The sequence below is a fragment of the Ectothiorhodospira shaposhnikovii genome, from assembly GCF_016584105.1.
GTDB lineage: Bacteria > Pseudomonadota > Gammaproteobacteria > Ectothiorhodospirales > Ectothiorhodospiraceae > Ectothiorhodospira > Ectothiorhodospira shaposhnikovii.
Genome location: NZ_NRSM01000003.1, coordinates 39,685 through 54,301, shown reverse-complemented (window position 1 = coordinate 54,301; position 14,617 = coordinate 39,685). Strand labels below are relative to the sequence as shown.

Sequence of the window (14,617 nt, the reverse complement as noted above, 5' to 3'; positions counted from 1 at the left end):
CCTGCCCTCCCCTGCCGGCCCCGATTTCTGCCGACATCGTCTCCAAATCCCACTATTTTTTCCCATGCCCGACCGCATGTGGGTAAACTGCGCAACAGACTTTTTGCGGTGCAATAAAAAGTTATTTGAACATAACCTAAAGTCAACCTGATAGAGGGGAGGTCCATGGACCAAAGTACGATCGATCGTATCAAGGCGGATCCCGATTTCCAGCTGCTCGTCAAGAAACGGGCAAGGCTGGCCTGGGGACTGAGCGCACTCATGCTGCTGGTGTACTACGCCTTCATCATGCTGGTGGCCTTCGCACCGTCCGTGCTTTCCATCCGCCCCTTCGGCGACAGCATCATCACTCTGGGTGTTCCCATGGGCGTGGGCATCATCGTGTTTGCCTTCCTGCTGACCGGCATCTACGTCTACAAGGCGAACACCGAGTTCGACAAGCTGAGTGACAAGGTGAGGGAGCTGGCACGATGAAGATCCTTATTGCTCTGACGGCAGCCGCCCTGCTGATGGCCTCGGCCAACGCCTATGCGGGTGAAGGCATCAGCTACGCCTCCACCATCATGTTCCTGGTCTTCGTGGTCGCCACCATGGGGGTCACCTACTGGGCGGCCCGGCGCACCAAGACCGCCTCCGACTTCTACACCGCCGGTGGCGGCATCACCGGCTTCCAGAATGGCCTGGCCATCGCCGGTGACTACATGTCCGCGGCGTCCTTCCTGGGGATCACGGCGCTGGTCTACACCTCCGGCTTCGACGGCCTGATCTACTCCATCGGCTTTCTGGTGGGCTGGCCGGTGATCATGTTCATCATGTCCGAACGCCTGCGCAACCTGGGCAAGTTCACCTTCTCCGACGTGGTGTCCTTCCGCTTCCAGCGCACTCCCATCCGCGTGTTCTCGGCCTTTGCCGGCATCACCATCGTCCTGCTCTACCTGATCGCCCAGATGGTGGGCGCGGGCGCCCTGATCCAGACCCTGTTCGGCCTGCGCTTTGAAGTGGCCGTGATCATCGTGGGCATGCTGATCATCGCCTACGTGACCTTCGGCGGCATGCTGGCCACCACCTGGGTGCAGATCATCAAGGCGGTGCTGCTGCTCTCCGGTGCCACCTTCATGGCGGTGATGGCCCTGTACCTGTCCGACTTCAGTCTGGAAACCCTGTTCCGCACCGCGGCCGACACCCATCAGAAGGGTGAAAGCATCTTCAATGTGGGTGGTCTGGTGAATGACCCGATCTCCGCCATCTCCCTGGGGATCGCCCTGATGTTCGGTACCGCCGGCCTGCCGCACATTCTGATGCGCTTCTTCACCGTGCCCAGCGCCAAGGAAGCCCGCAAGTCCGTGTTCTACGCCACCGGCTTCATCGGCTACTTCTATGTGCTGACCTTCATCATCGGTATGGGCGCCATCGCCTTCGTGATGGGCAACCCGGCCTACTTCGACGAGGCCGGCAACATGCTGGGCGGTTCCAACATGCCTGCGGTCCACCTGTCCCATGCCCTGGGCGGCGACCTGTTCCTGGGCTTCATCTCCGCCGTGGCCTTCGCCACCATCCTGGCGGTGGTGGCCGGTCTGACCCTGGCGGGCGCCTCGGCCATCTCCCATGACCTGTACGCCAACGTGATCAACAAGAACGCCACGGGGCAGCAGGAAATGCGGGTGTCCCGCGCAGCCACCCTGGTGCTGGGCGTGATCGCGGTACTGCTGGGGATCGCCTTCCAGAGTCAGAACATCGCCTTCCTGGTGGGTCTGGCCTTCACCATTGCCGCCTCCACCACCTTCCCGGTGCTGATCATGTCCATGTACTGGGGCGGCATGACCACCCTGGGTGCGGTCCTGGGCGGTACCCTGGGCCTGATCTCCGCAGTGGTGATGGTGGTCCTGGGTCCGAACGTGTGGGTGCAGGTACTGGGCAATGAACAGGCCATCGTGCCCTACAGCAACCCGGCCCTGTTCACCGTGACCATTGCCTTCGTCGGCATCTGGGCCTTCTCCCTGATGGACAAGTCCAAGCGGGCGGCGGTGGACAAGCAGCTGTTCGAAGCCCAGTACATCCGTGCCCAGACGGGCATCGGCATCGACAAGGCCTCGCAGCACTAAGGCAGTCCGCGTCAAGGCCCTTCTCCCCCGGGAGAAGGGCCTTTTTCATGCGCGTCCCTGAACTGCCTTTCTATGCCTCCCTCACCACATCCACCCGGACCTCCAGGTCGTGGGAATTCCCTCCGCCGAACAGCACCCCCTTGACCGGGGTGACATCCGTGTAGTCCCGCCCCCAGGCCAGGGTGATGTGCCGGTCCATGGGAATCAGGTTATTGGTGGGATCCAGATCCAGCCACCCCTCACCCGGGATATACACGGAAAACCATGCATGGGAGGCATCGGCCCCTTCCAGCTTCTCCTGCCCCGGGGGGGGCAGGGTTTCCAGATAGCCACTGACATACCGTGCCGCCAGCCCATGGCTGCGCAGACAACCCAGGGCAAGATGGGCAAAATCCTGGCAGACACCACAACGATGCCGCATCACCACGGGCAGCTCCGTACTCACGGAAGTGAACCCCGGTCGATACTCGAAATCCTGGAAAATCCGCCCCATCAGTTCCTCCACCGCTTCCCGCAGGGGCCGCCCCGGCAGCAAAGAGGCAGCCGCATAGTCCCGCAGTTCCGGCAACAACGGCACCAGGGGAGACGTCAGGATGTACTGGCGGGCATCCAGGACCTCGGGCGTATCCTCCTGTCCCAGCCGGTCGCGCACCGTTTCCCAGGACTGCAGACCACGGGGCTCCCCCCCGGACAGCAACAGGGTCACCCGGCTGCAGGCGGTGATTTCCAGTTCCTGATGGCCTTGCTGGATACTGAAGTGATGGACCCGGTTGCCGAAAAAATCCACCCGCTCCCCCTGGTAGCCCGGCAACGGGTTCACCCGCAGCTCCAGGGATTGCAGGGTCTGGCTCGCCGTATCCCGCGGCGCCAGATGAAGCTCGTTGTGGCACAGGCTCACGGTACCGGGATAGCGATAGCGGGTGACGTGCCGGATACGGTAATTCATATTCCCGGTTCGGGCAGATTGGAGACCAGCAGATGCTGGCTGCGGGTGAAATCGAAGTAGGACCGGCTCAAGGCATCGGAGGCACTGCCAAGCAGGTGCTGCTGACGCGCCAGACACTGATCCAGGGCCTGACGATGGCCTTCCGGATCAGTGAGGACCAGTTCACGCAGATGCAGGCGGCGCAGCTCGTTGCGCGCCTCCAGGATCGGACGCTCCACCGGGGTCAGGCGCTCATCCCGCTCGGTGCGGGGCATGGCGGCCCCATGACACTCCAGTGAGGCCAGCTGGAACCCCAGGGAACGCGGATTGCGTTCATCGAACAGCAGGCTGTCCAGAAGGGCCTCGGGACGCAGGGCGTAGGGATCGGCGGCGGTGTTCTCGGCATAGTTCAGGACCGCTTCCAGCAACGGCGGCTCGTCATCCGGGGCGCAGGGGCGCACCAGGGTGGCCCGCAGCAGACCGGCCAGCATCAGTCCCCGCTCCAGACGGCGTCCGGCATCCAGGAAGACCCAGTTCAGATGCCGGGGCGTACTCTCCTGGGCCAGACCGGACATGGCCAGAAGGTGGGTAATGAGTTCATCCAGATGGCGCGCCAGATGTTCCGGATCACGAGGTTGCCACTGCCCCAGGGCATTGCTGCGCTCCCGCAGGGCCGAGATGACCCGCCAGCTGTCACCGGAAATGCGATCCCTGAGTTCATGCCCGGCCCGCAACAGGGCCTGCAGGGTGAAGCTCAGGCTGCCGATGCGTTCACGATCGAGGATCAGTGCCAGCAACTCCGGCGCCGGATCGGCCAGGGCAGTTTCCGCATCCTCCAGGACAAAGCCGGGATAGGTGGCCGTCAGATGGGTCAGTGCCCGCAGCAGGATACGCAGGGCGGCATCCTGGGCACCGTTCCCACCGGATTCCCTTACCAGGCGACGGCGCATCAGCACCACCAGCATGAGTCGCAGGGTGCCCTCCGCCCGTTCCGCATAGCGTCCCATCCAGAACAGATTTTCCGCCACCCGTCCCGACAACGATGTCGGGGTACCCAGCCCACCCACCATGGGCATCGCCCCCACCAGGGCCGGTGACGGCTCGGCCTCGGAGGCCAGTACCCAGGTATCCTTGCTGACCCCGCCCGCCTGATTCGAGACCCAGGCGGCATCACGGGAACCGGCCACCCGGGACAGACCACCGGGCATCACCACGTAATCACCGTCGCGGGCACACAGATAGGTTCTCAACCAGCCCCGACGGGGCTCCAGGTCCCCCTCGGGGCCGAAGGTCGGCAGGGTGGACAGCTCCAGTCGCTCCTGGGCCACAAAACCACCGGGGTTGGCGCGGATGCGATCCTTCAGGGATTCCCGCTCCGGGTGGGACAGGGCATCACCGAACAGGGCGGTGCTGCGCCCCGGCTCCAGATCACGGATCACCAATCGTTCCAGCCGGGACAGGACATGATCCCGTTGCCGGGGATCACCGCACCACCAGGTCTCCACCGTCGACAGGATCAGATCCTGCCCCAGCAGGTGGCGGGCAATGGCGGGCAGATAGGCGGACAGGGCGGGACATTCCAGTACGCCGCTACCCAGGGGATTGACGATGGCCACCCTGCCCTGCCGCGCCACTTCCAGCAGGCCCGCCACCCCCAGCCAGGAATCCTGACGCAGTTCCAGCGGGTCGCAGAAGCTGTCATCCACCCGGCGCAGGATCACATCCACCGGCTCAGGGCCGTTCAGGGAACGCAACCAGACCCGTCCCTCGGAGACCACCAGATCCTGCCCCTGTACCAGGGTGTATCCCAGGTAGCCGGCCAGGTACACATGCTCGAACCAGGTTTCATTGAGAGGACCGGGGGAGAGCAGCACCACCCGCGGTTCCTTCTGTCCCATGGGGGGGGCGCCCAGGGTGGCCAGGCTGAGGCGCAGGGTCTGGAAAAACCGCGTAAGCCGATGGGCCTGGGCATCCCGATACAGACTGGGGAACACCCGGGACAGGATCATCCGGTTCTCCAGGGCGTATCCTGCCCCGGAAGGGGCCTGGGTGCGATCTCCCAGGACCACGAAATGCCCGTCGGGACGTCGCACCAGATCGGCCGCATACAGGGCCAGGGGATTGGAAATCGGGGGCAGACTGCCCACACAGGGGCGCAGGAACCCCGGATAGCCGTAGATCAGATCCAGAGGCAGCAGCCCCTTGCGGATCAGTTCACGGGGACCATAGAGATCCTTGAGGATCAGGTTCAAAAGTTCGGCCCGCTGGATCAGACCGCTCTCGATAACGGCCCATTCCTTGCTCTCCAGTACCATGGGCACCGGGTCCAGGGGCCAGGGCCGCTCCGCCCCCCGGGGATCGGAATAGACGTTGTAAGTGACTCCGCTTTCCCGCAGCAGACGTCCGATGTCTGCGGCTCGCTCCGCCAGTCCCTCCGGCCCCAGTTGCGCCAGGGCACCCATGATCGGCTCCCACTGCGGACGCGGGGCACCCTCGGGGGTGAGCAGTTCATCAAAGCGGTTCCCGGACAGGGCGTATTCCGGGGCCAGCAGCGACAGGGGCGCGTGGACAGACATGAGACAGGCCGGGGCGGCGCCCGGTCAGGCGGCCCTGTCCAGGCTGAACCAGGTATCGGCAATCATATTGTGCAATTCGTTCATCTCCTGCTGCAGCTGGTCGATGAAGCGGTGCAGCTCATCCGCCTCCAGAAGCTTGTCCACATTGGCTTCCATCACATGACGCCTGACCTGAATGGCCAGGCGCAAGGGCGTCTCGTTTCGAGGCAGGTTGGTCAGGCTGATTTCCACCTCCCCCAGGGCATGGGCCACGGCACGGGGAAATTCACGGTTCTGGAAAATGAATTTGAGTACATCCCCGCCGCTCACCCGTCGCCGCACATGCTGGCGGTACATCTGAAAGGCGCTGAGGGACTTGAGGATGTTCACCCACAACAGGCTCTCGAACTGGGCCATGGCGGCCTCGTCCTGGGGGTCGTTGCTCAAAAGCCCCATGGCGCCCACATCCAGCAGGCGGGTGGTCATGTCCGCCCGCTCCAGATTGCGGCCGGCGCGGATGAAGTCATAGGCGGCGTCATGGCTCATGGTGCCTGCCAGCATGCCTGTGAGCTGCTGGCAATGGCTGATCACCTTGGCCAGATATTGATAGCGTCCCCGCTTGCTCATCCCCGTGTCCAGGGCGGAATCGGCGTGGTGATACAGCTCGTTCACCGTCTCCCAGACCTCGCTGGGGACCAGATCCCGGGTGGTACGCACGTTTTCCCGGGCCGCCCGCAGGGCATTGAGGATGGACCCGGGGTTGTCGTCGTCCGCCAGCAAAAACTTCACCACATTGCGCTCATCATACTTGCGGTAGTTCTTCTCGTAGATGGATTCGTTGCCGGTAATGGACGCCATGCCCCGCCAGGACAGGCGCACGCTGCGCGGCATGTCCAGGGCCAGATGGTTGAAGGCCGTGACCATGCGCGCGGTATTCTCCGCCCGCTCGATGTAACGGGCCATCCAGTAAAGACGTTCGGCAACACGTGAAAGCATGGTGTCAGGCCTGCAGGTTGGTAAAAAGCGGGTTCAATCCGTGTCCGTATCCACGATCCAGGTGTCCTTGCTCCCCCCACCCTGGGAGGAGTTGACCACCAGGGAGCCCTTGCGCAGGGCTACCCGGGTCAGACCACCGGCAGTCACATCCGTGCGCACCCCCTGCAGGATGAAGGGACGCAGGTCCAGATGCCGGGGTTCCAGCCGGCCATCGCACAGGGTGGGCGAGGTGGACAGCTTCAGGGTGGGCTGGGCGATGTAGTTGCGCGGATCCTTGCGGATCAGCTCAGCAAACTCCTGGCGCTGCTTGCGGGTGGCATGGGGACCGACGATCATGCCGTAGCCACCGGACTCGTTGGCGGGCTTGACCACCAGATGCTCCAGGTTGGCCAGCACATACTCCCGCTCCTTGGGGTCCATGCACAGATGGGTGGGCACGTTGGGAATGATCGGGTCCTGGTCCAGATAGTAGCGGATCATCTTGGGCACGAAGGCATAGACCACCTTGTCGTCCGCCACGCCGGCACCAGGGGCATTCACCAGGGCCACATTGCCCTTGCGCCAGGCACGCATCAGCCCCCTCACCCCCAGCATGGAATCGGGATTGAAGGCCTCCGGGTCCAGGAACAGGTCATCGATCCGCCGGTAGATGACATCCACCCGCTCCAGGCCCGCGACCGTGCGCATGTAGACACAGTCATCATCCCCCACCACCAGATCGGCCCCCTCCACCAGTTCAGCACCCATGCGCTGGGCCAGATAGGCATGTTCGAAATAGGCGGAGTTGTAGATGCCCGGCGTCAGCACCACCACTGCCGGATAATCCAGCGGGCGCGGGGACAGGGCCGCCAGCATGTCGAAGAGCTGGGAGGGGTACTCGTCCACCGGGCGGATGCTGTAGTTGTCGAACAGCTCGGGAAAGACCCGCTTGGTGACCTGGCGGTTTTCCAGCATGTAGGACACCCCCGACGGCACCCGCAGGTTGTCCTCCAGCACGTAGAAGGTACCATCGGCATCCCGCACCAGATCGGAACCGCAGATGTGGGCCCAGACACCATGGGTGGGCTGGATACCGATGCACTGCTCGCGAAAGTTCCTGGACTTGGCCAGGACCGACTTGGGAAAGACCTTGTCCTTGATGATGCGCTGTTCGTTGTAAAGATCGTTGATGAACAGATTCAGGGCGGTGAGCCGCTGGGCCAGTCCCGCCTCCACCCGCGCCCATTCACTCCGGGTGATGATGCGGGGAATGATGTCGAAGGGCCAGGCCCGATCAATGTTGCCTCCCTCGGTGTACACCGTGAAGGTGATCCCCATCTCCACGATGGCGTGCTCGGCCGCCGCCTTGCGTTCATGCAATTCCTCATCGCTCAGGGAACGCAGATAATTGGTCAGGGTGAGCGCGGCCTCGCGTGCCTGTCCCGGAGCGGCGATGAGTTCATCATAGAATCCGGCCGGGTCGTAGGACTTCCAGTCGATGGTCATGGGCTATTTCCGTGGTTCCTGGATGGGGCCGGCGATTGACGGTGTCGCTTCAGCCGGGCTGATCGGCGGTAGCCTTGACCGCGACCGTCGTGCCATCACCCCCTCCCTGAAGCGGCACCGGGGCATCACTGCTGCGGTAATGCACCAGCTTCCAGTAACCAAACAGATTGGTCTTGTGCACCCCCACGCGATGCAGATCCGGCCATTCCGGAAGGCTTTCCAGTTCCATGTCGGGACGAAAACCCATGAGACGCGAGAGCGGACGCAGCATCTGCTCCAGCCGCCGCAGGAAGGGATGGCGGGAGGCAAAGTGATTGATCACCACCACATCCCCGCCGGGCACGCAGACCCGACGCATCTCCGCCATCAGCTTGTCCGGATTGGGCACCACGGAGGCCACATACATCGCCACCACCCCGTCAAAGCTGTTGTCCGGAAACGCCAGCGACTCGGCGTCCATCTCCAGCAAGGCCTCCACCTGGGGCAATGCCCCGTCCCGGGCCCGCTCCCGGGCCAGCTGCAGCATGTCGGGACTGATGTCGATGCCGACCACCCGGGCATCCCGGCGGTATTCCGGCAACGACAGACCGGTACCGACACCCACTTCCAGAATGCGTTGACCGGGACCGTTATTGACCAGGTGCACGGCCATGCGCCGCCCCCCGGCGAAAATCGGTCCGAACACCCGGTCGTAGTAGCGGGCATAACGGCGGTAGGCACTGCGGATCGAGGAAAGGTCCATGAGGTCTGATCACTTTTGGAGTGTTAGCCTGTTTTAACGAGTCAAGGCGGTGGATTCAAGTCAGGATACTATGTATCCGTTCCCCGTTGGTGCTGGGAAGCCCGCAGATGAGAGAAGACAATGCAAAGGAGTAACATGGTGCTGTTGATCCAATGTGACACCTGCCAAGGATTCCGGAACGATGCTGATTGATGGTGACTTTCGCCCTGCCTGGTGGTTGCCGGGCGCCCATCTGCAGACCCTTGCTCCCACCCTGATGCGTCGGCGACCGGCGATCCCGCTGCGACGGCAACGCCTGGAACTGCCCGATGGTGACTTCATCGATCTTGACTGGGCCCCGGAACAGCCCGGCCCCCGGGTGATCCTGTTTCACGGACTGGAAGGTTCGAGTCGTTCCCCCTACGCCGGCGGGCTCATGCGACGATTGCATGACCAGGGATTCCAGGCACTGACCATGCACTTCAGGGGATGCAGCGGGGAACCCAATCGCCTGCCCCGCAGCTATTTTGCTGGTGACACAGGGGACATGGCCTGGCTGGTGAATCATCTGCTGCAGCAGGAACCGGCACGTCCCGTCGCAGCCATCGGCGTCTCCCTGGGAGGCAACGCCCTGCTTAAATGGCTGGGGGAAACCGGCCAGGACAACCCCCTCTCCGCCGCCGTCGCCATCTCCGTTCCCTTCGACCTGGACCGGTCGGCACGACGCATGGAACAGGGTTTCTCACGCTTTTACCAATGGTATCTGGTGGGGAGACTCAAGCGCTCGGCCCGGAGAAAGTGCCGACTCATGCCCATGCCCCTGGACTGCACCGCCCTGCCCCGGCTGCGGACCTTCCGCGAGTTCGACAACGCCGTCACCGCACCCCTGCATGGGTTCGCCGACGTGGATGATTACTACACCCGCTGCAGTTCACGACCCTATCTGCGCGGGATCCGGCGTCCGACCCTGATCCTGCATGCCCGTGATGATCCGTTCATGACACCGGAGACCATTCCCACGCCCGATGACTTGTCATCAAGCGTCCGCCTGGAACTGAGCCGGGCGGGCGGGCATGTGGGCTTCGTCGAAGGCGTGGGACGCTACTGGCCGGAACGCCGGGCCGGCGAATGGCTTGGCGGGATTTTTTCGAATACGCCGGGTTAGTTGGATCGGCATCGGTTGATGGGAACGATCACCGACGCGGCAGCGGACCAGGCCGCGTCCGTCCCGAAGACCGACGCCGTACAGATTTCAGCACCGCCCCCAACAGGAGAACACAATAGATGCTTCAGACCTTGATTGACTTCAATAACTGGCTCAATGGGATCGTATGGGGTCCTCCCTTCATGATCCTGCTGGTAGGCACCGGCATCTATCTCACCTTCCGCCTGGGTTTTTTCCAGTTCACCCATCTGCGCTTCGCCTGGCAACGCACCTTTGCCACCCTGTTCCGTAGAAAGTCCGGCCAGGACAAGGGCGCCATCACCCCGTTCCAGGCCGTATCCTCGGCCATGGCGGCCACCATCGGCGTCGGCAACATCGCCGGCGTGGCCACCGCCATCGCCCTCGGGGGGCCAGGTGCCGTCTTCTGGATGTGGATGGTGGCCCTGGTGGGCATGGCCACCAAGCTGGCCGAAGCCACGCTGGGCCTGAAATATCGCCGGGTGGACGATGACGGCCGGGTCTCCGGCGGCGTCTTCTATTACATCGAGAACGGCCTGGGCAAACGCTGGAAATGGCTGGCCATGGTCTACGCCATCCTGGCGGGACTGGCCGCCTTCGGCATCGGCAACATGGTACAGGCCAACACCATGGCCCATGCCATGGAAACCGGACTGGGCATCCCCAACTGGGTCACCGGCATCGGCGTCATGCTTCTGGTGGGCGCCGTCACCCTGGGGGGTATCAAGCGCATCGCGGTGACCGCGGAACGCATCGTGCCCACGATGGCCCTGATTTATGTGATCGGCGCCATCGGCATCCTGATCAGCTATTACGACCAGATCCCCGGTGCGTTCGCACAGATCATCGGCGGCGCCTTCACCCCGGCCTCGGCCATTGGTGGGTTTGCCGGTGCCACGGTGGCCGGCGCCATCCGCTACGGAATTGCCCGCGGCATCTTTTCCAACGAGGCCGGTCTGGGCTCCGCGTCCATCGTCCACGCCCAGGCCCGCAACAAGCCCTTTGCCCAAGGCCTGTGGGGCATGTGGGAAGTATTCATCGACACCCTGGTGATCTGCACCATGACCGCCCTAGTGATCCTGGTGACCGGCGTGATACAGACCGGCCAGACCGGGGCCGAACTCACCACCAGCGCGTTCTCCCTCGGCCTGCCCGGCCTGGGTGGCTGGGTGGTGCTGTGCTCCATCGTGCTGTTTTCCTACACCACCATGCTGACCTGGAACTTCTACGGGGAAAAGAGCTGGGAATATGCCTTCGGCAAACGGGTCATCCTGCCTTACCGCATCATTTTCATAGGGGTGCTGTATCTAGGTGCCATCGGAGGCCTGACCACGGTCTGGGATATCTCGGACACCCTCAACGGCCTGATGGCGGCGCCCAACCTGATCGCCCTCCTCCTGCTGGCGGGAGTGCTTGCCAAGGAGAAGGTGCAATACCTCAAGGAGCAGAAGGAGGAAATGCGCAAGGAGAAAGAGAACGGGCAGGATGACAAGGAAGGCCCCGGCTGAAGCCGCAAGCCCCCTGCCCTTCACCCCTCTCCCTCTTTGGGAGAGGGGGTTTTGGTCCTTACTGACGCTCGATGGAGGCGTCCTCGCTGCGGCCGTAGGCAAAGATGCCCAGGCCCACGATCATGACCCCCAGGTAGGGAGACAGCTGCCACAGCACCCCGAACATGCCCAGTTCCGGGGGTACCCTGGGCAGGGCGTAGAAGATGCCGGCCAGGCCGGCGAGAAAGACCAGGATTCCAATACCGATACGCACGACACAGACCCTCTTGTTCCGATGGCGCCCGTCACCCTAGCAGATCCGGCCCCGGCCATCCTTGCGCTGACGCAGGGTCCGGTGCGGTCATCGAGGTTTTCCGTCCGATCCTGATGCATCCGTGCGGGGTTCAGTCCTCGCCATGGGGTGACTGACCATCCCATTAGCAGACGGCGTAGTAGCCAAATACTCGCCGCAATGGGTAAGACAGGGTGAAGGCCCGAACCTCCGGCAACAAAAGAGACCCGCGTGTCTCAACGGACGTAATGCGCCCGATCGAGTGAAACAGCCTTGCGATTTGTTGGGTAACCAGCGTTGAAAGGCAGCATGTTTGCGTGGCCCTTGAACTACGGAGGAAACGCCCTGCGCGAACCCGCATGCGGGGTGTTGTGGAGGCCGCGGGGACCCCAGGCTATCCGATTAGCCAATTATTCGAATTTTGCTGACAGACCAACGCCCCATCTGAGTTTACTTGGTGCCTGGCCAGTAGCCGCCGACCGCATTCAATATTGACAACCGGTTTCCACTGTGTAAAATCAACCCCACATGACAACCGGTTTTCACGAGGCGCTTAATGTCTGATCAGTTGCTTACACCGCCAGATGACTTTACTGCCGTGATCCTGCAGACCTTTCGCACCAACGGGCAGATGATCACTTGGGGGGATAGCTTTGCCGCCTCCTTTGGCCTCACCAGTGCCCGCTGGCAGATGCTGGGGGCTCTCGCCCTGTCCCCAATGGCACTTACTGCGCCACAAATTGCTTTCAATATGGGGGTCACTCGACAGGGCGCGCAAAAACAACTCAACCTACTGCTTGATGAAGAGCTAGTTCAAAAACAACCCAACCCTTATCACAAGCGTTCACCTTTTTATCAGCTGACTGATAAGGGGCAAGCGCTGTATCAACGCATCGCAACGGACTGGAGTCAGCATGCCAAAGAGGTGGGGCAAGTATTTTCCACGAAAGAGCTGATCACCACGCTGAAAGTACTCAACCGCATCAGCGAACTACACGAAACCAATAAGTAAGGGGCCAAATCATGAAACCTCAACTAATATTAGTTCGCATTCACGCTCTTGCCGGACTTCTTGCCATGCTCATCATCGCCACTTTTTGGGTGTCCACACTCATCTCAGAACTTTTCCTATCATTTCCAGCAGTAATCTGGGTCAAGCAAAGCATAGTGTGGGGGCTTTTTATTCTGATTCCGCTTTTAATGATCACTGGCGGCAGTGGCTTTGCTTTGAGTAAAAAAGAGCATCACCCGCTTCTTGCACAAAAACAACGCCGCATGCCTTTCATTACCCTCAATGGTTTATTGGTGCTGATACCTGCTGCTATTTACCTATCCTGGAAAGCTCAGGCTGAAATCTTCGATGTATGGTTCTATACCGTCCAAGTGCTTGAGCTCATTGCTGGAGGTGCCAACTTCCTGCTACTGGGTCTGAACGCTCGTGATGGCACTATCCTAAGCAAACCTATCAAGCCAGATCACAATTGAGAGGTGACAATAGAGAGGTGAAATATGATGGAATATATCCTTTTGAAGCTGTTGCACCTACTTGGTGCTGTCGTGATGGCTAGCGGCCTTATAGGTGTCTGGTTAGCAGATGTTCGCTCCAAACAAGTCAACGATGTAGCTGCCTTCGCTGAAGCAGCGCGATTCATACGCGTCTTCTATGACGGTCTAACGGTACCAGGTGCTTTGCTATTACTTATTTCTGGTAGCGCACTGATAGCCTTGTATTATGGAAGCAGTTTTTTTAAACACCCATGGCTTGTTGGCATGGTAATCCTATTTTTATTCGAGTTTATCGAAGGCAATACAGTTACACGCCTAGCCTTTATAAAGATCAACAGGGAAGCCAAGAAATCACTACTAATTGGTCAGTTAACCCCAGAACTTATACAACTTCGAAAGCGCAACCTACCAAACTTTACACACTATCTAGATCTGCCATTAGTTCTAGTCATTATCATGCTAGGCGTCTTGCGCCCTTATACATGGGACCTGTTTATTGCTGGAACAATTATCTCATTCTTTATTGCCGGCACCTTAACCTTTCTACTACCATTTATTTTTAAAAACGGAGATTCAAAAAATGATAAGGCCATCTTTGATTAAACATATTTTTGCTATTCTAGCCCTACTGCTTCTAGCAGGATGTGCTGGGCCTGGACATCGTCACCTCCCATACCAGCTTGGAGCAGAAGATAATACGCAACCTGTTGTTTCCATACAGGGCTATATTATTCGTAAGAGCACGTGCCAACGACAACTTACAGATGAATGGGAACATATGGCAGAAATCATGTCTAGCAAGCCAGGCTTCATTAGTGCAGAGTTAAATCAAGGAAGTGGACGATCACGCTTATGGATAGAAATAAGTCACTGGGAAAGCGCTGAGAGCTTGCGAACAGCTCTTGAAAGCACTGAAGTTCAAGAGCAGTTACAGCGTATGCCAAAAACTCGCTTCAACCATCTTTTTATTCCTCAAATTAAGATAAACCCCACCGCAAATCACATGCCATGGAAACCGGACTGGGCATCCCCAATTGGGTCACCGGCATCGGCGTCATGCTTCTGGTGGACGCCGTCACCCTGGGGATCATCAAGCGCATCGCGGTGACCGCGGAACGTATCGTGCCCACGATGGCCCTGATCTGTGTGATCGGCGCCCTCGACATCCTGATCAGCTACTACGGCCAGACCAGGGCCGAACTCACCACCAGCGCGTTCTCCCTCGGCCTGCCCGGCCTGGGTGGTGCTACGCTCCATCGTGCTGTTTTCCTACACCACCATGCTGACCTGGAATTTCTACGGGGAAAAGAGCTGTCGGAATATGCCTTTGGTAAACGAGTCATCCTCTGAACTTCGGAGGAAACG

Annotated in this window: 15 protein-coding genes; 9 read left to right on the top strand and 6 right to left on the bottom strand. The window is 60.5% G+C overall.

What is annotated here, in order from left to right:
* The first annotated feature begins 165 nt into the window (after positions 1-165).
* Positions 166-474, top strand: coding sequence for a DUF485 domain-containing protein (locus tag CKO35_RS02590; protein WP_200172310.1), 309 nt, complete (start codon positions 166-168; stop codon positions 472-474).
* Complete coding sequence (locus CKO35_RS02585) at positions 471-2,102, top strand: cation acetate symporter (protein WP_200172308.1); 1,632 nt, start codon at positions 471-473, stop codon at positions 2,100-2,102. Before CKO35_RS02590 ends, CKO35_RS02585 begins: the two co-directional genes overlap by 4 nt.
* A 70-nt stretch (positions 2,103-2,172) precedes the next feature.
* On the opposite strand, the gene CKO35_RS02580 is transcribed toward CKO35_RS02585, so the two are convergent.
* Genes CKO35_RS02580 through CKO35_RS02560 form a run of 5 tightly spaced genes read right to left on the bottom strand, consistent with a single transcriptional unit; the run spans position 2,173 to position 8,805 of the window.
* Entirely contained in the window at positions 2,173-3,048 is an 876-nt protein-coding gene (locus CKO35_RS02580) for a transglutaminase family protein (protein ID WP_200172306.1), read from the bottom strand.
* Complete coding sequence (locus CKO35_RS02575; RefSeq protein WP_200172304.1) at positions 3,045-5,603, bottom strand: circularly permuted type 2 ATP-grasp protein; 2,559 nt, start codon at positions 5,601-5,603, stop codon at positions 3,045-3,047. Before CKO35_RS02575 ends, CKO35_RS02580 begins: the two co-directional genes overlap by 4 nt.
* A gap of 24 nt (positions 5,604-5,627) precedes the next feature.
* The gene (locus tag CKO35_RS02570; RefSeq protein WP_200172302.1) at positions 5,628-6,578 is read right to left on the bottom strand and encodes an alpha-E domain-containing protein; all 951 of its coding nucleotides are present in this window, start codon (positions 6,576-6,578) and stop codon (positions 5,628-5,630) included.
* A gap of 33 nt (positions 6,579-6,611) precedes the next feature.
* Positions 6,612-8,063 carry a circularly permuted type 2 ATP-grasp protein gene (locus CKO35_RS02565; protein ID WP_200172300.1) on the bottom strand — a complete coding sequence of 484 codons (1,452 nt, stop codon included), beginning with the start codon at positions 8,061-8,063 and terminating at the stop codon, positions 6,612-6,614.
* Positions 8,064-8,112: 49 nt separating this feature from the next.
* Complete coding sequence (locus CKO35_RS02560) at positions 8,113-8,805, bottom strand: class I SAM-dependent methyltransferase (RefSeq protein ID WP_200172298.1); 693 nt, start codon at positions 8,803-8,805, stop codon at positions 8,113-8,115.
* 181 nt (positions 8,806-8,986) lie between these two features.
* Between CKO35_RS02560 and CKO35_RS02555 the strand changes: the two genes are divergently transcribed.
* Together CKO35_RS02555 and CKO35_RS02550 are read left to right on the top strand one after the other, a co-directional pair.
* On the top strand, positions 8,987-9,949 hold the full coding sequence (locus tag CKO35_RS02555) for a hydrolase (RefSeq protein WP_200172296.1): 963 nt from the start codon (positions 8,987-8,989) through the stop codon (positions 9,947-9,949).
* 119 nt (positions 9,950-10,068) lie between these two features.
* Positions 10,069-11,475 (top strand): alanine/glycine:cation symporter family protein, encoded by a 1,407-nt coding sequence (locus CKO35_RS02550; RefSeq protein ID WP_200172294.1) that lies wholly within the window; start codon positions 10,069-10,071, stop codon positions 11,473-11,475.
* 58 nt (positions 11,476-11,533) lie between these two features.
* On the opposite strand, the gene CKO35_RS02545 is transcribed toward CKO35_RS02550, so the two are convergent.
* The gene (locus CKO35_RS02545; protein ID WP_200172292.1) at positions 11,534-11,728 is read right to left on the bottom strand and encodes a hypothetical protein; all 195 of its coding nucleotides are present in this window, start codon (positions 11,726-11,728) and stop codon (positions 11,534-11,536) included.
* A 574-nt stretch (positions 11,729-12,302) separates the two neighbouring features.
* On the opposite strand from CKO35_RS02545, the gene CKO35_RS02540 reads away from it, so the two are divergent.
* Genes CKO35_RS02540 through CKO35_RS02520 form a run of 5 tightly spaced genes read left to right on the top strand, consistent with a single transcriptional unit; the run spans position 12,303 to position 14,602 of the window.
* Positions 12,303-12,758, top strand: coding sequence for a MarR family winged helix-turn-helix transcriptional regulator (locus CKO35_RS02540; protein ID WP_200172290.1), 456 nt, complete (start codon positions 12,303-12,305; stop codon positions 12,756-12,758).
* Positions 12,759-12,769: 11 nt separating this feature from the next.
* Complete coding sequence (locus CKO35_RS02535; RefSeq protein ID WP_200172288.1) at positions 12,770-13,231, top strand: hypothetical protein; 462 nt, start codon at positions 12,770-12,772, stop codon at positions 13,229-13,231.
* 27 nt (positions 13,232-13,258) lie between these two features.
* Positions 13,259-13,855, top strand: a complete 597-nt coding sequence (locus tag CKO35_RS02530) for a DUF2269 family protein (RefSeq protein ID WP_200172526.1) — start codon at positions 13,259-13,261, stop codon at positions 13,853-13,855.
* On the top strand, positions 13,833-14,360 hold the full coding sequence (locus CKO35_RS18415; protein WP_420870731.1) for an antibiotic biosynthesis monooxygenase family protein: 528 nt from the start codon (positions 13,833-13,835) through the stop codon (positions 14,358-14,360). The genes CKO35_RS02530 and CKO35_RS18415 overlap by 23 nt, the downstream gene beginning before the upstream one ends.
* Entirely contained in the window at positions 14,261-14,602 is a 342-nt protein-coding gene (locus CKO35_RS02520) for an alanine:cation symporter family protein (RefSeq protein ID WP_242466973.1), read from the top strand. Before CKO35_RS18415 ends, CKO35_RS02520 begins: the two co-directional genes overlap by 100 nt.
* Positions 14,603-14,617 lie beyond the last annotated feature (15 nt).